The sequence below is a fragment of the Nonomuraea sp. NPDC051191 genome (genome assembly GCF_044455665.1).
Lineage (GTDB): Bacteria > Actinomycetota > Actinomycetes > Streptosporangiales > Streptosporangiaceae > Nonomuraea.
This window is the reverse complement of record NZ_JBITEZ010000011.1, coordinates 16,306-33,674: the sequence shown is the minus strand read 5'-3', so window position 1 is coordinate 33,674 and position 17,369 is coordinate 16,306. Positions and strand designations below refer to the sequence as shown.

The window sequence follows — 17,369 nt, the reverse complement described above, 5'->3', positions numbered from 1 at the left end:
TGTCAGGCGAACTGGGCGATGACGGCCATCGTGGCGGTGCTGTCTGAGGTGATGTAGGTTCCGGCGCCCCAGTCCGGGTTGTAGATGTTGAGGGTGAAATTTCCGGATACTTGGGCGCCGGAAATGGTCAGGTCGGACGACTGCATCGCCCCGATGAGCTCCAGAGTGGTGGTGTCCCCGTAGACGATCGTGACGTCCTGGAGCAGGATGGCCGCGTTCGCGATCTGCGAGTAACCGTCGGGGATGGTGAACGTCGCCTGGAACGTTCCCGTCATGCCGTTCTCCTTGTCGGGAGCGGCCCAGGTCACGTCCACCGTCCGCACCACGTCGAACCCCGTCAGGTCGGGAAGGTAGGACAGCAGGCCGACGTCGACGGTGCCGCCGGACTGGAAGTCCGTCAGGGCGGTGGTGCCGTTGACCTGCACCTGGTCGTTCAGCGGCGAGGAGACGCCCGAGCTCAGCGTGAGGCCGCCGATGTAGCCGCGCGAGCCGGTGGCGCTGGCGACGGAGAACCCGGAGAGGAACGCCAGATTCTCGGCGCCGTCGGGGACGTAGATCGGCGGCGAGTCCGCGCCGGACTTCAGGCCGAAGGTCGTCCCGCAGACCGCGGTCGTGACGGAGGTGCCGATCACGGCCAGCGCGGTCACCTGCACCACGCTGGCGGGGTCCGACTCCCCGTCCCAGAAGCAGCGCGCGGTGTCGCCGTTGTAGTCGGTGAGCATGACGTTGCCGCCCACGGCGAGGGTGTCGCCGAACAGGTTGGGCGTCAGGGACGCGCCGACGGCTCCCACCGGTTCGGCCCAGTACACCGAGTTGGTCACGTAGTTGAGCAGGAAGCCGCTCAGCGCGACGGCATAGGCGAGGATCTGCTCGCCCTGGCCGACGTCGCCGCTGAAGTCGAACACGACCGGCGAGGCGAAGGCGTTGCCCGAGGGCATCTTCTGCGTACGGACGCTGAGATGAGCCATGACTCCTCCTAGAAGCCGAACCGGAGATTCGTGTAGCACAGGTACCCGCCGCCGAGGAGCACCAGCGGCAGGGCGGAGATCGCGACGGTCGCCCACGGGTCGTTGGTCCAGGCCGTCTTGAGGGTGCCGGCGTTGATGTCCCCCCACTCGGCGCCGCCCTGGGCCACCACGCCCAGCAGCGACGTCCCCATGCCGAAGCCCAGGTAGGACAGACTCTCCATGCCGACGCCCTGGCGCAGCGGCCGGTCCTCGGCCACGTTGCACATCACCTGCTTCACCGCTCCCTGCACCGCCCCGCCCGGCCCGCCGGACGCCGCCGCGATCAGGCCGCGGACCAGCGCCGGCTTCGCGTACTGCAGGGCGCGCGTGGCGGCGGAGGCGGGCCGGGCGGGCGCCGGCGCCCGCTCCTGCGCCGCGCCGGCCGGTGGTTGCTCCCCGGGCGGCTCGGCTCCGGCGGACGGCGCGACCTGGTCGATGGCGCCGCCGCCTTCCTGCGTCACCTGCGCCAGCGGCGGCCCCGCGGCCTCGACGACTCCGGCCTCGGCGGACTCGGCACCCGGCGCCGCGGCCGCCCCGGCGGCCGCCGCCGGCTCCAGCAAGGACGACAGCCCCCCGCTGATGCCGCCGGTCACCAGCCCTCCGGCGGCGCCGGCGGCCAGACCGATGCCGAAGTCCAGGCCGAACGCCTTACCGCTCCAGTTGCCCGGAGGAGTGGTCACGGCGTATTCGAGCCCGCTGCCGGCCGCGCCCATGATGCCGCCACCGGCGGCGCCGATGCCGGCTCCCGTCGCCACCGCGCCGGCCAGGCCGCCGAAGATGCCCTCGGCCGCGAACGCCGCCGGCACCAGCGCGGCGGTCGCCCCGGCGGTGGCGATCGCGCTGGCCAGGATGAGCAGGGTGAGTGCGGCCTCGATGCCGGCCTCGCCCATCGCGGTCATCGCGCCGGTCGGGTCCGTCAGCAGCGCCGGCTGGTTGCCCGCGTAGACGTACGGGCTGGCGTACTGGCCGGCCGGGTCGGGGTTGAGGAACCGGGCGATCGACGGGTCGTACAGGCGGGCCGGGAACGCGTACAGGCCGGTCTCGGCGTCGAGTTCCTGCCCGGTGAACGACATCGGCACGAAGCCCGGCGACGGCTCGTGGGCCAGCACCTGACGGCCGAACACGTCGAAGGAGTAGGCCGCGACGAGCGCGCCGTCATCGTCGAGGACCAGCCGGGGAGTACGCAGGTGGTCGGTCACGATCGTGTGGCGCAGGCCGCCGCGCATCATCGCGACCAGCCCGCAGGGACCGTACACCCAGGCGGTCGGGGTGCCGGACGCGTCGACGGTGAGCAGCGGGCCCGGTGTCCCGGCGTGCACGTAGAGCGCGGGCGCGTCGTCGCCGGCGACCTGTTTGACCCGGCGGTAGCCGTTGACGTCGTAGGCGAAGGTCAGCGTCGTGCCGCCCGTGCCGGTGATCGTGGCGGGCAGGGCGGTGGCGTCGAGGTAGGTCAGCGTGAGGTCGTCGCCGCGCTGGGTGAGCAGGCCGTTGGCCTGGTAGGAGCAGGTCGCCGGGGTGCCGTTCGCAGGGGTCACCGAGGTGAGCCGGTTGGTGCCCGCCGCGTAACCGAAGCGGGCCGGGTCGCCGCCGCCGCGCGCGAGCGTCTGGATGTTGCCGTTCTGGTCGATCAGCCCCGCGGTGGTGGTGTAGCCGACGCCGACCGTACGGGTCCCGTCGGCGTCGTCGGCGCTCAGCAGCCGCTGCAGCGGGTCGTGGCTGTAGCGCACGGCCGCCGTGTCCTTGACGCCGTCGCCGCTGACCGACTCGACGAGCGTCTGCGGGTTTCCGGCGACGTCGTAGGTGAGTTCGAGCGCGAACGCCGTGTCTCCGGACGCGACCGCGAGCGAGCTCAGCCGGCCGAGCGGGTCGAAGGCGGCCGATCCGGCGCAGCCGCCGGGGTAGGCGTGCTTGACGGGCCGCCCCCGGGGGTCGTAGGCGTAGGTCGCCAGCGGAGTGCCGTCGTCGTCGGCGACGCTCACGACGTTGTCCCGGCCGTCGTAGGTGTAGCGCACGGCCGTGAGCCCGGTTCCGGACGCGCACGGGTAGCCGACGCGGGTGGCTCGGCCCTGGTTGTCGAACTCGTAGGTGGTGGTGAACGTGCCGAGCGTGCTCCCGTCCTGGCTCATCCGCACCGTCCTGCTCGCGAGCGTGCCGTCCGGCGCCCAGCCGAAACTCTCGGCGACCTCGTACGACGACGCGCCCGAGCCGGTGACCGCCACCGTGCCGACGACGTGGTCCAGCGCCGCGAGATCGCCGCCGTCGCCGTCGTACGTCCAGCGCCGCGTCACCTGGTACGGCGTCTCCGTCTGGTCCTCCGGCCAGCACGGCTCGTCGGCGTACTGCTGGAGCGAGCCGGAGTCCCAGCCGAGGGTGACGGTGCCCGACGACAGCCGCCGGCCCAGGACGTCCCACGTGTGGTAGGCGAACAGACCGGCGGCCTGCGCGGCCGCGTCCTGGACGAAGCGCACCCGCCCGCCGCGGTCGAACAGGTAGTGGGTGGCTCCGGTGTCCGGAGAGAGGTCCTCGACCACCTGCCCGACGGCGTTCTCCCGGTGGGTGAGCGACTGCGCCGGCTCGCCGTAGGTGTAGGAGTCGGGCAGCGCCGTGACGGTGTCGGCCATGCCGTTCGCGTACTGCGGCGTGACCGTGTCGAGCGCCGCGTCCGCGCCCGCCGGGGTGTAGCGTGCGGCGGGCCGGCCGCTCGCGTCGCGCAGCGTGGTCATCGCGGTCTTCGTCTGGCTCGTGCGGGTGGTGAGCTGGAACGTCGCGTCCGGCGGGTTCAGCCCGTACGGCAGCGCCTCCTCGTTCGCGTCGTACCCGAACTGGACGGTGGCCCGGGCGGCCGGCGTGGTCGATCCGCGGTCGATGACGGCGTGGTCGATGCCGGGGAAGCCGAGTTCGACCGGGCGGGCGTGCCGCGCCGGTTCGAGGACGGCGCGCGTGTACGGGTAACCGCCGTCGTCGGAGTCGTGGGTCCCGTCATACCAGTCGGCGACGTCCCCGGTCATCGTCGCGTCGCTGTCGAGCCCGGCGAGGAAGGCCGGTACGTCGACCAGCCCGCCGCGGTAGGCCAGGACCGGCAGGGACGCGCCGCCGCCGAACAGTCCCGGCGCCGGTTCGGTGCGCGCGATCTTTCGGGCGCACCCGTCGCGGATGGTCTGCGACACCAGGTAGTCCTCGTTCGTCAGGACGTGATCCTGGCAGGCCGCTCCCGTCGCGTCGCTGTGCCTGAGCCGTAGCGCCGGGCCGTCGAGGAGCACGAGGTTGGCGATGGCGAGCCCGTTGCGGCCGACGACGACGGTCGGCGCGCCGCCCGCCTGCGTCTGCTCGGCGAACAGCTGCCGGCCGTCGGCGTAGAAGATCAGCCGTCCGCCGATCAGGACGAGCAGGCACCACGTGGGCGGGCCCGCGACGGAGGCCGGTGAGCCGGTCGGCGTGCCGTCGAGTGCGAGCCGCCACTGCGCGGTGGCGGGGTCGAAGGTGACGGCGGCGTCGTCGCCGGCCGTGATCGCGAAGTCGTCGGTGAGCTGGAGCGGGCCGTCGCCGAGCGGGGCGAGCTCGACGTAGAGCGCGTACGACGGCCCGGGCGAGGCCGCGTAGCCGAGCGAGTCGCTCTGCGCGGACGGCTGGTGGGCGAGCACGCCACCGGTGGCGGTGAACGCCGTGGCGGCCGACGGCGTCCAGTCGGCCTGCCATCCGGTCCCGTCCCGGAACGTCTGGTGGCTGCCGCCGGAGAAGCACTTCACCGCCAGCGACCCGTTGGGGTCGGCGCCGTCGAAGCCGTCCGGATTGCCCTGCCGGGACAGGTATTTGAGCTGCAGGGACGACGGCGCCCCTGCCGAGGTGGTGCCGCCGATCACGCGCAGGAAGGTGTCGCGGATCAGGTGCCAGGTGTGCCCGGCGCGGTCGATGCGGGCCAGCGGCAGGCGGCTCGCGGCGTCGTAGGACCGGGCGGTGAACTGCGCGGTCAGCGGCACCACGGTGACGTCGTCGGCGTGCACCGCCGCCGTGGTGGTGTTGGCGGCGGCGACGGCGAGCGTGACGTCGCCGCCCGCCGGCACGGCGATCGCCGCCGACTGGGGCGACCAGGCGCCACCGGTGTCGGGGAACGGCAGGAACCGGGAAGTTGGCGTGCCGTCCGCGGTGACGGTGAACGTCCAGCCCGAGGTGCCCGGGGTGAAGCCCGCGCCGGTCTTGCACCAGCCGGTGAAGACGTAGGTCTGGCCGGTCTTCGGCGACAGGGCCGCGCGGGTGGCCGTCGCGCCCGCGCCCGGCAGCGCCAGGCTGCTCGAACCGGTGTGCGCGTCGGTGTCGTCCCATTTCGCCCCGCCGGTGAGCGTCCACCCCGTCAGGTCCTCGTAGGTCTCGAACCCGGTGTAGGCCGCCTGACCGGCGGTGAAGCTCGCGTTGGCGACATGTGCGAGGTCGAGCAGCCCGTCGGCGGAGGCCAGCGTAGCGTGGACCGTCCCGGCCGGGTCGGCGGACTCGGAGACCGCGCCCCGGGCGCTCACGGCCGTCGCGGTGCTGGTGGTCACCCAGTACGCCGGGTCCGGAGCGCCGTCGAACGGGAAGCTCCCGTCGTCGCCGCCCGACGGGTCGCCGGTCCACGCCCACTGCCGGGCGGCGGCCATGACGCTCACCTGCTTGCCCGGCTGCGACCAGGACGACCAAGTCGTCGCCGTGGAGCCGACGGTGACCGCCGCGGCGCCGTCGACGCTCACGGTGTGCAGCGAGGCGACCACCGGCTTCAGCAGGTTCGCCGCGAGCAGCCCGGGATACTGCTCGTACCCGTACGTGAGCCGCTCGGCGTGCGCCTCGACGCTTCCGGTGACCGTGGCGAGCTGCCAGCTACGACCCACGACGCCGCCGGAGAACGGAGCCGGGACGAGGAACGGGCGCATCGGGTCGATCGGGGCGTAGTCCAGCGTCGTCGTCATCGGCACGCCGTCCCGGCGCTCGACGACCTCGGTCGGACGCACGTAGGTGCCATAGATCGGCTGCGGGACGGGGTCCTGCGGCGACCGGCCGCGCTGATCGAACAGCGTCCACGTGGTCGTGCGGCTGTGCACCGGCGTCCCCGTGAACACGCGCACCGCGTCGGACGCGCCGGGGTCGCCGGTGTAGTCGATGTTGTAGGCCAGGCCCGACGCCGGGTCGGCCACCGCCCAATAGCAGTACGCGCCGTCGATCTGCAGGTACTGCACCGTGGCGCCGCTGCCCAGGGTGCTGCCCGCGGCGGCGAAGGCCCGCGCGAGGCCGTCGGGGACGGGCTGCGGCGAGCCGGGCGCGGCGTCCGGGTCGAGTCCGAGCGCGCTCGACATGGCTGTCGCGAACGTGAACGCGCCCGCGAACGCGGCCGTCTGCCGCAGCAGCCCGTCGAAACACAGATCGCTCGCCCCGGGCAGGGTGCCGTTGAGGTAGGAGTAGACCGTGCGCCCGAAGACCGAGGTACCGGCGTCGGCGGCGCCGTCGTACACCGCTGCCCGGTAGTACTTGACGACCTGCCCCGTCGGATCGCACGCCGCCGTCGCCGCGTCGAACTCGTACCCGGTCGTGTACGTGCCGCCGAAGCCGTCGCCGATGACCAGCGTGCTGACCGGGTAGCCGGTTACCGGGCCGCTCATCGCCTGACCGGCGTACCGGTACACCCGGTAGGACGGCGCCTGGCTGAACCCGCCCTCCGTGGCGGCGTAGACGACCAGCGAGAACGGCCCCGCGGGCCACTGGCCGGCCGTGACGCCCGGCGACACGCCCGGGACGTAGTACGCCGAGCTCCCCAGCGGGTCCGGCAGCGGCTGGAGCACGCCCCCGTTGCGCAGCACGAGCAGCTGGACCGCGTCGTCCGCAGCCACCGCGGCGTCGCTGACGAGGTAGGCGAGGAAGGCCGGCGCCTGGTTGACGATGCTGCGCGAGTCGACGTCGGTGGCCAGCTCCGAGGTCGACGTCAGCGCGAGCACCGGCTGCCGCACCGGCTCTGCCCAGGTCGTCGACGTGCCTCGGTAGAAGACGGAGTTGCGGGCGACGATGAAGTCCCCGCCCGACGCGGACGGCCAGCCCTGGGTCTCGATGCTGCCCCCTTGCGGCAGCGCGGTCGTGATCGGCGTCGGCTGGGCGGCGAACCCGTCGCCGTCCGGGTCGTAGGCCATCAGCTCGGTGGCCGCGTCGGTGTAGTCGTTGACGACCTGGACCGCGACGTCGTCGCCGTAGGCGAACGCGAGCCAGCCGGCCCCCTGGCTGGAGGTGGCGAAACTCGTGCTGTGCCAGGTTCCCGCGTCGAAGCGGAACAGGTTCTGGCGGACGGCGACGAACGCGCCGTCCACCACCTCCGGCTGGGGCGGCCACGTCACCGGCTGGTAGGCGTCGATCGGCTCCGACTGCAGCCCTCCGGCGTAGGCGGTGTCGGTGAAGTGGTAGTCCAGGTCCCAGCGCAGCAGCTGCAACCCGTACGTCATGCCGGGCCGGCCCTCCGCGAACGACAGCGCGGCTGCCGACGGGCCGGCGTCCCAGAGCAGCTGATGGTCGTCGCTGTCGCCGACCGTGTGTCCCTGCAACGTGATCGTGTCGCCGTCGTGCCAGGTCGCGAACCCGTCCAGCCAGGCCAGCGACACGTCGGTGCCGTCGAGGGAGGTCTCGGCCACCAGCAGGCACTCCGCGGCGCCGAGTGCGAACAGCGGCGACGATCCGCTCTGCACCGGTTCGTCCGTCCCGGACCAGCCGCCGCGCCAGTCCCACGCCCAGCGATACAGGTCATAGGACGAACCGTCGGCCAGCACGGCGGCGACGAAGGCGCTGCCGGCGGTGATCGTCGCCACGCCGGTCAGCGCCGGCACGCCGGTCGCCGCCCACTGGTCCGGCCGCGTCGGAGTGCGGCTGAAGAGCGTGACGTGGCTCCGGCTGTCGTCCTGGGCGACCAGCGCCAGCGCGAACGTGTCGTCGCCCGTGACGACCTGGGTGTCGCCGGCGTCGAGCGGGTTGTCCTGGTCGTCATAGATCGTGCCGCCGGACCAGTGCGACCAGCGGCCCAGCCACGTGTACACGTCCAGCGTCGCCATCGTCCGCTCGGCGTTGAGCCAGACCGACACGACATAGTCCGCGCCGCTCCAGACCAGCGGGGTCGCGCCCGCGCCGAGCACGTCCGCCGGCGCGATGACGGGCGTGGCGCGGTCACAGACCTCCAGGCCGGACTCGGCGTAGGACCAGGTGGCGACGGCGCCCTGCGGGTAGGTGACCGACTGCAGCGCGCCGAGGTTCGGGCCGTCGGCGGCGTCGACGTAGTAGTCGAAGGCGTAGCCGGGCAGCGTCGCCCCGGCGGCGTTGCGCTCGCTCACCCCGGCGAGATACCGCTTGACGGCCGTCGCCGACAGTTCCGCCGGCGTCGTCGACACCACCTGCGGCGCGGTGTAGTCCAGGTCGACCGCGAACAGCAGCGCACCGGTCGAGGCGCTCACGTCGAGACCGCTCAGGTAGAGGGTCTCGTAGCGGTCCTGATAGGCGTTCGCCGCGCAGAGGTTCGTCGGCGGCGTCTCCGGCGCCTCTGCCGGTTGCAGCTCCTTGTGCGGGTCGAGGTACTCCTGCACGTCGGCGGTGAACGTCTTGTCACCGTAGCGGAACGTCACGACCTGGCCGGCGACGCTGGTGACGCTCGTCGGATAGATGGCCTTGGTGTACGGCAGGCCGGTGCCGACCAGCTGCTCGGCGTTGTTCCCGAGCAGGCCGTCCGTGCCCCTGGGGAACTCGTTGTACGCGTACGAGACCGACGATCCCCAGCGGTCCCGGCGCGCGCTCAGGTTCCAGGCCCGCGCGTACTGCTGCTGACCCGCGGCCACGGTCGACGGGCCGGTCCACGTGCCCGACGGCCCGCCCCATTTGACCGCCCACTCGACGCTGTTGCCCGCGCTGGTCGCGTACTGCTCCGCCGTCCTGCCGAGCCCGCCGCCGAACGTCCGCACCTCGCCGGAGTCGGTCGTGATCTCCCATTTCTGGTAACCGGCGTAGTAGGAGATCTGCCAGAACTCGTAGTCCTGCAGTTGGAAGCGCGAACCCCCGTCGCACACCTCGGCGCCGGTGCCGGTCGCCACCACCGAGAACACGCGTTCCCAGGTGTCGTCGCTGATCGTCCAGTCCGTGCCGCCGCCGGCGACCGTCGCCGCCGCGTCGAGTGGCACGCCTTGCGCGGCGAAGGCGGCCACGACCTCCGCCGACACCGTGCCTTGGGCGAGCGTGGCCGTGGCGGCGGCGTCCAGGCTCACCCGCGGCCACGGCGTCGCGTCCGGGACCAGCGTGTTGGAGACGCCGGCCGACCAGTAGACGTACCGGGTGGCGGCGCTCACGGACCCGGTGGCGGCGGCCTCGATCCTGTCCCAGGCCAGGTACCAGCCCAGACCGGCGATCCCGGTGGGGGCGTCCAGGTTCCATTGGGTGACCTGGTCGCTGACGTTGCTGCGGTAGTGCAGCGCGACGCCGACCGAGAGCGTGTCGTCACCCGGCACACCAGGCAGCTGCACGAGCTTCTGCGGATAGTTGACGTCGCCGCGGAACAGGTTCACGTCCCGGGAGAGCCTGCCGATGTCGCCGGTCTCGAACTGCCCTGGTCCGATCGCCGGAGTCGCGTTGCTCATGAGTTCCCATCCACACGTACACACAGCGGCGGCCCGCGATCCAGGCAGCTGCACGCGTTATGCCCCATGCGATCTTCCTGGACGCTGCCGCCGGGTAACGTTCGCGGACCGACACGCCAGGACAGCGCAAACCGCAGGGTTCGCGCGCGGCGAGGAAGGCCGGTGAGGGATGGGCGAGCCTACTGAGCTGCCCGATCACAGCCGACCCGGGCCGGGTGAGGGATCAGGTGCGCGTCTTCGCGGCGGCCTCCGGCTACCGAGATTGCTCGCCGACCGCAGTAAGGGGCCGGTGTTCCTCACCGAGCGGCGCGCCCCCGTCGCCCTCGCCGCCGGCGACCCGGACCCGGTCACCGGCCGGCCATCGCGCCGGTGCGTATGGCCGGCTCGCCGGGGTTGACGCCTGCGGCCTTGACCCGTACGAGGACCTGCCCGCTCTCGGGCACTGGCCGGTCGACCTCGTCGACCCGCAACACCTCGATTCCACCGAACTCGTCGTATCTGACTGCCTTTGGCATTGTCTTGCTTCTCCTGCGGTGGCGTGCTGGTGTGGCTGTCACCAGGGCACCGTTCCGGCGTCGTCGAAGAACTGGCCGGTCGGCCCGTCGTCAGGCAGGGTTGCGAGGCGGATCGCGATGGCCGCGCCCTGTTGTGGTGTGCGGACGCCTTGGAAGCCGTTGAGGTCGGTGGCGGTGAAGCCGGGGCAGCCGGAGTTGATCAGGATGTTGGTGCCGCTCAGTTCCTTGACGTACTGGATGGTGAGCGCGTTGAGGAAGGTCTTCGAGGCCAAGTAGGCGGCGGGAACCTGGCCCATGTCGATGCCCGGTGTGGTGTGCAGGGTGAGCGAGCCGACGCTGCTGGACATGTTGACGATCCGCGGTGACGCCGAGTCGCGCAGCATCGGCAGCATCGCGTTGGTGACCCGGATGACGCCGATCACGTTGGTTTCCACGACAGCTCGCACGGTCGCGGGCTCGACCGTGGTCGGCGTCTGTGGCATCCCGCCGGTGATCGCGGCATTGTTGACCAGGACGTCGAGCCCTCCGGCATGGCCGGCGATCAGCTCGGCCGCGGCGGCGACACTTTCGTCGTCGGTGACGTCGAGCGGCACGCCGAACGCATCGGTCCCGGCCGCGCGCAGCTTCTCGACCGCGGTGTCGCGGCGTTGTCGATCCCTCGCGCCCACACCGACTCGCCAGCCAAGGGCGCCCAGGCCCGCGGCGATCTCGTATCCGATCCCCTTGTTCGCGCCGGTCACCAGCGCGATCGTCCGTTCACTCATGCCGTCGATCATGTTGCGGACTCGGGTGGGGCGTCCAAGACCGGTCAGGTGGGCGACGATACCGCACGGGTATTGGTCAAGGTCAGCGCCGGATACGATGAGCCGGTGGAGACGCGGGAGTTGCGATACTTCGTCGCGGTAGCCGAGGAGTTGCACTTCGGGCGGGCGGCACAACGGCTCGCGATGGCGCAGCCACCCCTGTCGCGGGCGATCCAGCAGTTGGAACGGCGGCTCGGAGTCGTTCTGCTGCACCGTACCGCTCGCGCGGTCGCCTTGACCGAGGCCGGGTCGGTGCTGCTCCGGGAGGCCCGGCTCGCGCTCGACGCGGTCGAAGCCGCCGAGCGCCGCACCCGCCGCGCCGCGGCCGACCGGCCCGGTGTGGTCCTGGCCACCAAGGCCGGAGCGTCCAGGGAACTCTTGTCGAAGCTGCTGCACGCCTACGCCGCTGAACCAGGCGCCGTGGCCGTCGAGGTGATGCTGTGCGGGCCGGGCGAGCCGGAACCGCTGCTGCGCACCGGGCGTGCCGACGTTGCTCTGCTCCACCGGCCCTACGAGACGACAGCCGGATTCGACACCGAGGATCTGCACACCGAACAGCAGGTCGTGGTCCTGCCCAAGGGGCATCCCCTCGCCAACCGGGCGTATCTGTCGTTGGACGAGGTCAAGGCCCAGACGGACCTGCCCCTGCCGCGCTGGCCTGGACCGGATGGCGGTCATCCGGACGGCCCCGGCCCGCAGGTGCGCGACCATACCCAACTGTTTCAGCTGATCGCCCTCAGGCTGGCCTGCGCCGTCGTGCCCGAGTCGCTCCGCGACCAGCTACGCGACGACTACGCCGTCGTGCCGGTGCCGGACGCCCCGGCGGTCACGACCGTCATCGCGTGGCCGCCGCACAGCAGATCCAGAGCCGTCGCCGACCTCGTCCGCACCGCGACACGCGGATAGCCGAGTCAGGTCGGTGACCGGCGACAAGATCCGACCGTTCATGCCGGATTGACGAAGTTCAGCCGTGACCGCCACCGACGACGTCATGGCCGGCGACATCCAGATGTGTGCAAGGGGCCACGGATGATTCCCGGCAGCGGTGTTCCGGTTCGCTTCGGAGACTCACGCAAGCGTTCGAGCGCGAGACTGCATGGAGCGAATGACGGCGACGTCGAGGCCGATCTGCTCGGCGAATGCCCCGGTGTCCCAATAGGAGCGCACCCGCGTGATCAGGCCTTCACGGTTGAAGGAGAAGAACGCGGCGATGTCCATCCTGTACGGACGACCACGCGTCGGACCGGTGACAAGGGCGTCGGCCAACCCCGGCGGGACAGTGAGGGTGCCGGTCTCGACGAACTCGCAGGCGACCGTTTCGCCCTCGACCACGGTCCTGACCACCTCCTCGTGGATGTCAGGGGTGACCTTGGCGAAGAGCATCGACCACACTGGCCGGAGGTTCTCCTTGCCCTGGATCGGCTCTGGGGTGGTGGGGAACTGGATGATCACGTCGTCCGACATGAGCGCGAGAACGGCATCCACATCGTGGCCGTTGTATGCCTCCCAGTAGTGATTCATGACGTCTTCAAGGCTCATATCCGCCTTCTCCCGCTTGGTGGTGTGCGGGCGATCGCCGCATGCGGACACTAATGGCAGATGTGTTACTATGGCAACCCTGTCATTTGGCAGATATGTCAGGCCGTGCTACGGTCTCGACCGTGACAGCCCGTGATGCCGAGTCCAACCTGCGAGAGCGCCGAAAGCGGCGTACGCAGAACGCGATCATCGACGCGGCCCTGCAACTGTTCGAGGAGAAGGGGTACGACGCCGTATCGGTGGAGGAGATCGCGGCGGCGGCCGACGTGTCGCCGCGGACCTTCTACCGTTACTTTCCCGCCAAAGAAGACGTTCTCGTGGTCGACCCTGAGGTGGAGACCGCGATGAGGGCGGCCCTCGCCGAGCGCCGCCCTCACGAAACAGACGTGGACCTCGTGGCGCGGTCGATGATCACTGCACTGGCCGCCCGCCGCCCCGAACGCGCACGCGGCGCATATCACCTGTTCGACGCCACACCGGCACTTCAAGCTCGCATCCACCAGTTGGTGTGGCGCGACCAGGAGCACGTCGTCGAAGCCCTGCTGGCCGGAGTGCCCCGGACTCCCGAGGCCGAGTTCCGCGCGCGTGTCATCACCCACGCCGTCACCGGGACGATCCGCGTGGCGGTTGTCGCCTGGATCCAGTCCGGCCAGCGCAGCACCGTCGTCGCACATTGCGAACAAGCACTGACGTTCTTGCGCGAAGAGTTCGCTCACTGACGGCAAGGCCGTCCGGCGCCGCGAGAGGCGGTGGCGTTCGTCGCCGACCTGCAACGCCGCCCTGGACGGCGGGGTGACGATCACGCGAAGAAGGGCGAGCCGTGGATCGGCGTGCCGCCGCTGGACAAGCAGGAGGAGTCGGCCGCCCTGAAGGCGGAGATCTCCTGCCGGTGGGGCGATCGATCCGCTGGACGTGCTCAAGGACGTCGCCCACGTCACCGGCTGCACCGCCGCGTTCACGTCGGCGGCCGGCTGCTGTCGCGCGGCTCAGAGCCGGTCCATCGCGTCGTCCAGCTCAACAAGGAACTTGTCGACGGCGCTCCTGTCCAGGCATGGAGAGGTGATCGAGAAGCTGGGGGAGATCCTGATCCCGTTCGAGGAGGCCCCCGCGCGGACAGTGGGGCCCGGCCCCTCCAGGCCCGCGATGATCTGGTTGATCAGGGCGTCGACCTGTCGCGCGCTGTAGCCCTGGGGAACGACGGGAACGTGGGTGCCGCGGATCTTCCGTACGAGCCTCGCTCGGGGGGTGCGCGCCGCGCCTCTGGTCCGGCGCCATGCGCGCAGGCGTGTCATGGGGACGTCCAGGCTGTCGCGCAACAGGCCGCCGGCCAGCAGGAGCACGCCGCCCCCGGTGAGGGTCCCGCCGACCAGCAGCATTCCGGACGCTACGGCCGCAGAGTCACTCTTGGACTCCTCGTAGCTGTTCGGCCCCGACTTTCTGCTGGAGCAGTAGTCACCTGGGCTCATCCGGTCGAAACCGCACCGGGGCTCTTCCGCGTCCTTGGCCACCACCAGCCAGACCAGTAGGACAACTGCCCCGATGGCCAGCATCCAGGCGCCCGCCTTGATCATGTCCACCCCCTTTTGGGTGGGCAAGATCGTATCGCGTGCCACCGAAACACGGCTCCGCATGCGCCGAACGGTGACTCTGATGATGGTCTCATCGTGGAAGCCGCGACTTCTGGCGATCTCCCCGGGAGCAAGGAGCCCGGTCGGGTATGTGCGAGCATGTCCGAAATGGACGCTCGTTTCGTTGGTATTGCCGATCTGGTCGAAGTCCCGCCCGTGGCGGTCGTGGTCGACGTCATGCGTGCCTTCACCGTGGCCGCTTGGGCCTTCGCCCAGGGGGCGGAAAAGATCGTTCTTGCTGAGTCGCTGGACGAAGCCCTCGCGCTCAAGGCTCGCCACCCGGATTGGGTGGCACTCAAAGACGGTCCGCCGGCGCCCGGGTTCGACACCGTCAACTCACCGGGCCTGCTGCGGTCTCTTGACCTGGGCGGACGGACCGTTGTGCAGAAGACCACGGCGGGAACGGTCGGCGCCCTTGCGGTCAAGAAGGCGTCGCTGGTGCTGTGCGCCGCCTTCGTGGTGGCGGAGGCGACGGCTCGGCTCTTGCGGACACGCGCGAGTGACAGGGTCACGTTCGTGATCACCGGCGAAGACGGGCAGGCTGACGAAGATCTGGCGTGTGCTCAATACATCGCCCGGAGGGTCACCGAGGCTGGGACGGATGCTGCTGAGTTCCTCCGCCGCGCTGCCGAGTCGCGCGCCGCCGCCGAACTGGCGCAGGGGGTACGTCAAGGAGTCCATCCCGATGACGTTGCGCTCTGTCTAGAGGTCGACCGGTTCCCCACTGCCATGGTGGCGACCTTGGAAGGCTCGCTCATGGTCCTGCGTCCACACGCGATGGCTTCGCTGGTCGACGAGGACGCGGTCTGATCACTGGGTGGGACGCCGGATGACGGGCCGACCGTGTCGTATGAGTTCTCGATCGCGGTGGCGAGGGTTCACTTGGGCGCCTCCAGTACACGGTCTGCGAGGCGCCACCTCCGCCATTTCCCGCGGCAGCGGGTCGCGCTCGCCGTGAATCCGCTCCCCGAGCGGCGACATGCCGCCTCCCGGCCCCGGGACGGGCCGGGAGGCGGCGCGCTACAGCGGGCGCGAGCAGGGGACGCCGCCGCCTGCGTGGTTGATCAGATCCTGGTAGACGACGCTCTTGACGATCGGGGTGTCACTCTTGACCGTCTGGACGACCTTGCCGTTGCGCTTCAGCTCGAAGACGGGGGTCGTCCCGGGCACCATCGGCGCCTTGAAGGACACCATGCCCGGCCCGGTCACCTCCTTGGTCTGGACGTCCGTGCCCTGCTTGATGGTCAGGGTGCCGGCCTCCTTGACGAAGGCGAGCAGTTCGACGTTGTTGGTGGCCGCGTCACCGTAGGGGATGGAGATGGCGCCGATGGTCTGCCTGGAGGCGTCGAACGGCGCGTCGGTGCGGTGGCTGCGGTGGAAGTAGTACAGGGCGTCGCGCTTGACGCTGGGCTCCTTGCCGGTCTTGAACCAGGTCGTGTAGTAGGCGACGACGTCGGCGGGCGCGTAGCCACGCTCGACCGACGGCGCCAGCCACGACTCGGCGTAGTCGTTCCAGGTGAGCAGGTTGACGATGTCGGCGTCGCCCTCCATGGCCTTGACGAACGACTGCCGCAGGGTGCCGCTGTTGGACGGTTCCCAGTAGCGCTTGTCACGCGGGCGGACGTCCTCCAGGGCGGCCGGGGCCATGTAGAACTTGCCGCGCTTGGCCGCCTCGATGCCGGACTTGCGGTAGCCGTCCGTGGAGCTCTGCCAGCGGACGCCCCAGGAGGAGTAGCCGGCGACGGAGTCGTTCCACTCGGTCTTGCCCGAGCCGCTCCAGTCCAGGAAGATCGGCACCAGCACCGTCTTCATGCCCTGGGCGGCCAGCTTCTCGCGCACGGTGTCCCACCAGGCCGGGCTCTGACGCTCGGGGTAGAACGGCGCCAGCGGGATCGTCCCGTCGGGCAGCTTGTACAGCGACGGGTGCCCCTTGGCCATCAGGACGTCGGAGATCACCTTGTCGGGCGCGGCGCCCTTGGTGGTCGGGAAGTCCGGGCTGAGCATGATCCGGAAGCCGGGGTCCACCGCCTTGGCGGCCGCCAGCATCTTGGGGAACTGGTTGAAGCGCTGGTCGCTGGTCGAGGTGTGGTGCTCGTAGACGAAGCCGTCCAGGCCCATGGCGATGGCCTGACGCACCTCGACCTCGAAGTCCGCCTGCCGCCAGTCGCCGGAGCGCACCGGACGGGTCAGCGGCCGGTCGCGGGAGTGGCCGCCCTGCCCAGCGTACATGCCGTTGGAGCCGGCGGGGTCCAGCCAGGAGGCGTACTGGTCCTTGGCCGGGTCCTTGTTGTCGATGGACAGCGGATAGGGCGGGAAGTAGAAGGCGAACACCTTCTTGTCGTAGGAGCGCAGCGTCGAGGCGGCCGGCTTGTCGAACGGCAGGCAGGGCACGCTGCCCGTCGCCGTCGGGGAGGCCGTGGGGGAGGCCGTCGGAGATGTGGTCGGAGACGCCGTGGGGGTGGGGCTGGTGGTCGGGGTAGCCGTCGGGGTGGCGGCGGGCGTGTAGGTGACCTTGAGGTTCGGTCCCTTGCCGGTCGTGCGCGAGGAGTACAGCACCGCCACCGGGCCCTTGGACGCGGTCAGGCCGAAGGAGTAGCTGCCGTTGCCGGCGTAGGCCTCGCTGACGTCCAGTTCCGCCAACGTGTCGGCGGTGAAGCCGGTGCGGGTGGTCAGCGCCGTGCCGAACGCCGGTCTGCTGGTCCAGGACGTGGTGGTCTGCGACCACGTGCCGGTGACCTTGTGCGCGCTGACGGTGGTGTCCGTGGTGCGGGTCGAACGCACCTGGAGCGTCAGCTTGACGTTCCGGGCGTCGGCCGGGACGCCGGAGACCTTGAACTGCATGAGAGCTCGGCGCTCGGCGTTGGTGGCGTCGTTGCAGGTCTTGACGCAGACCGACATCCACTCGGCGCTGCCGTAAACGGTTTCCGGCGCGGCCTGGCTGATGAACACGTCGTTGGTCGAGGGCACCACGACGCTCACCGGCGCCGCCGAAGCCGACGCGTCCGCCGCGCCCGCGCTCAGTGCGCAGGCCACGGCGACGAGGACGGCGGGCACCGCCCGTCGATGGGTTGACAAAGGGCCTCCAGTCGGGGGGTTCCCTGGGGTGAATGTGGATCACCTTAGCCGCGCCTTACAAACCTCCGGCGATAAAATCCACCTTTTTGTCAGCTCCATAAATAGCCGTTTGCGCTGTAAATCCGATTGGACCGGGCCATGTTCCGACATGTGATCGTCCCGTCACACGAGCAGAGCCGCCACC

The 17,369-nt window shown here is 70.6% G+C and carries 10 protein-coding genes; 3 read left to right on the top strand and 7 right to left on the bottom strand.

All coding sequences use genetic code 11. The annotated features are described in order from the left end of the window. Nucleotides 1–2: 2 nt before the first annotated feature. From ACIA8R_RS30075 to ACIA8R_RS30060, 4 genes are all read right to left on the bottom strand, one after another. Nucleotides 3–968, bottom strand: coding sequence for a hypothetical protein (locus ACIA8R_RS30075; RefSeq protein WP_364102064.1), 966 nt, complete (start codon nucleotides 966–968; stop codon nucleotides 3–5). Between the two features lie 8 nt (nucleotides 969–976). Next, the gene (locus ACIA8R_RS30070; RefSeq protein WP_397041495.1) at nucleotides 977–9,625 is read right to left on the bottom strand and encodes an RHS repeat-associated core domain-containing protein; all 8,649 of its coding nucleotides are present in this window, start codon (nucleotides 9,623–9,625) and stop codon (nucleotides 977–979) included. Nucleotides 9,626–9,972: 347 nt separating this feature from the next. Continuing rightward, complete coding sequence (locus tag ACIA8R_RS30065; RefSeq protein WP_397041494.1) at nucleotides 9,973–10,140, bottom strand: hypothetical protein; 168 nt, start codon at nucleotides 10,138–10,140, stop codon at nucleotides 9,973–9,975. A 38-nt stretch (nucleotides 10,141–10,178) separates the two neighbouring features. After that, entirely contained in the window at nucleotides 10,179–10,916 is a 738-nt protein-coding gene (locus tag ACIA8R_RS30060; RefSeq protein WP_397041493.1) for an SDR family oxidoreductase, read from the bottom strand. Between the two features lie 36 nt (nucleotides 10,917–10,952). On the opposite strand from ACIA8R_RS30060, the gene ACIA8R_RS30055 reads away from it, so the two are divergent. Beyond that, on the top strand, nucleotides 10,953–11,849 hold the full coding sequence (locus ACIA8R_RS30055) for a LysR family transcriptional regulator (RefSeq protein WP_397041492.1): 897 nt from the start codon (nucleotides 10,953–10,955) through the stop codon (nucleotides 11,847–11,849). Nucleotides 11,850–12,011: 162 nt separating this feature from the next. Here ACIA8R_RS30055 and ACIA8R_RS30050 read toward each other — a convergent pair whose 3' ends face one another. Beyond that, nucleotides 12,012–12,482 carry a nuclear transport factor 2 family protein gene (locus tag ACIA8R_RS30050; protein ID WP_397041491.1) on the bottom strand — a complete coding sequence of 157 codons (471 nt, stop codon included), beginning with the start codon at nucleotides 12,480–12,482 and terminating at the stop codon, nucleotides 12,012–12,014. Nucleotides 12,483–12,604: 122 nt separating this feature from the next. Here ACIA8R_RS30050 and ACIA8R_RS30045 point away from each other — a divergent pair, with 122 nt between their 5' ends. After that, nucleotides 12,605–13,201 carry a TetR family transcriptional regulator gene (locus tag ACIA8R_RS30045; protein ID WP_364102046.1) on the top strand — a complete coding sequence of 199 codons (597 nt, stop codon included), beginning with the start codon at nucleotides 12,605–12,607 and terminating at the stop codon, nucleotides 13,199–13,201. Nucleotides 13,202–13,468: 267 nt separating this feature from the next. On the opposite strand, the gene ACIA8R_RS30040 is transcribed toward ACIA8R_RS30045, so the two are convergent. Beyond that, nucleotides 13,469–14,053 (bottom strand): hypothetical protein, encoded by a 585-nt coding sequence (locus ACIA8R_RS30040; RefSeq protein WP_397041490.1) that lies wholly within the window; start codon nucleotides 14,051–14,053, stop codon nucleotides 13,469–13,471. A 156-nt stretch (nucleotides 14,054–14,209) separates the two neighbouring features. On the opposite strand from ACIA8R_RS30040, the gene ACIA8R_RS30035 reads away from it, so the two are divergent. After that, on the top strand, nucleotides 14,210–14,920 hold the full coding sequence (locus tag ACIA8R_RS30035) for a 2-phosphosulfolactate phosphatase (protein ID WP_364102040.1): 711 nt from the start codon (nucleotides 14,210–14,212) through the stop codon (nucleotides 14,918–14,920). Nucleotides 14,921–15,130: 210 nt separating this feature from the next. On the opposite strand, the gene ACIA8R_RS30030 is transcribed toward ACIA8R_RS30035, so the two are convergent. Next, a complete protein-coding gene (locus tag ACIA8R_RS30030; protein ID WP_397041489.1) occupies nucleotides 15,131–17,185 on the bottom strand; it encodes an endo-1,3-alpha-glucanase family glycosylhydrolase in 2,055 nt (684 codons plus the stop codon). Between the last annotated feature and the right edge of the window lie 184 nt (nucleotides 17,186–17,369).

What these genes read in the sequence shown, in the direction of transcription:
- ACIA8R_RS30075 (WP_364102064.1), bottom strand. Translation starts at nt 968, where the DNA reads ATGGCTCATCTCAGCGTCCGTACGCAGAAGATGCCCTCGGGCAACGCC.
- ACIA8R_RS30070 (WP_397041495.1), bottom strand. Translation starts at nt 9,625, where the DNA reads ATGAGCAACGCGACTCCGGCGATCGGACCAGGGCAGTTCGAGACCGGC.
- ACIA8R_RS30065 (WP_397041494.1), bottom strand. Translation starts at nt 10,140, where the DNA reads ATGCCAAAGGCAGTCAGATACGACGAGTTCGGTGGAATCGAGGTGTTG.
- ACIA8R_RS30060 (WP_397041493.1), bottom strand. Translation starts at nt 10,916, where the DNA reads ATGATCGACGGCATGAGTGAACGGACGATCGCGCTGGTGACCGGCGCG.
- ACIA8R_RS30050 (WP_397041491.1), bottom strand. Translation starts at nt 12,482, where the DNA reads ATGAGCCTTGAAGACGTCATGAATCACTACTGGGAGGCATACAACGGC.
- ACIA8R_RS30040 (WP_397041490.1), bottom strand. Translation starts at nt 14,053, where the DNA reads ATGATCAAGGCGGGCGCCTGGATGCTGGCCATCGGGGCAGTTGTCCTA.
- ACIA8R_RS30035 (WP_364102040.1), top strand. Translation starts at nt 14,210, where the DNA reads ATGTCCGAAATGGACGCTCGTTTCGTTGGTATTGCCGATCTGGTCGAA.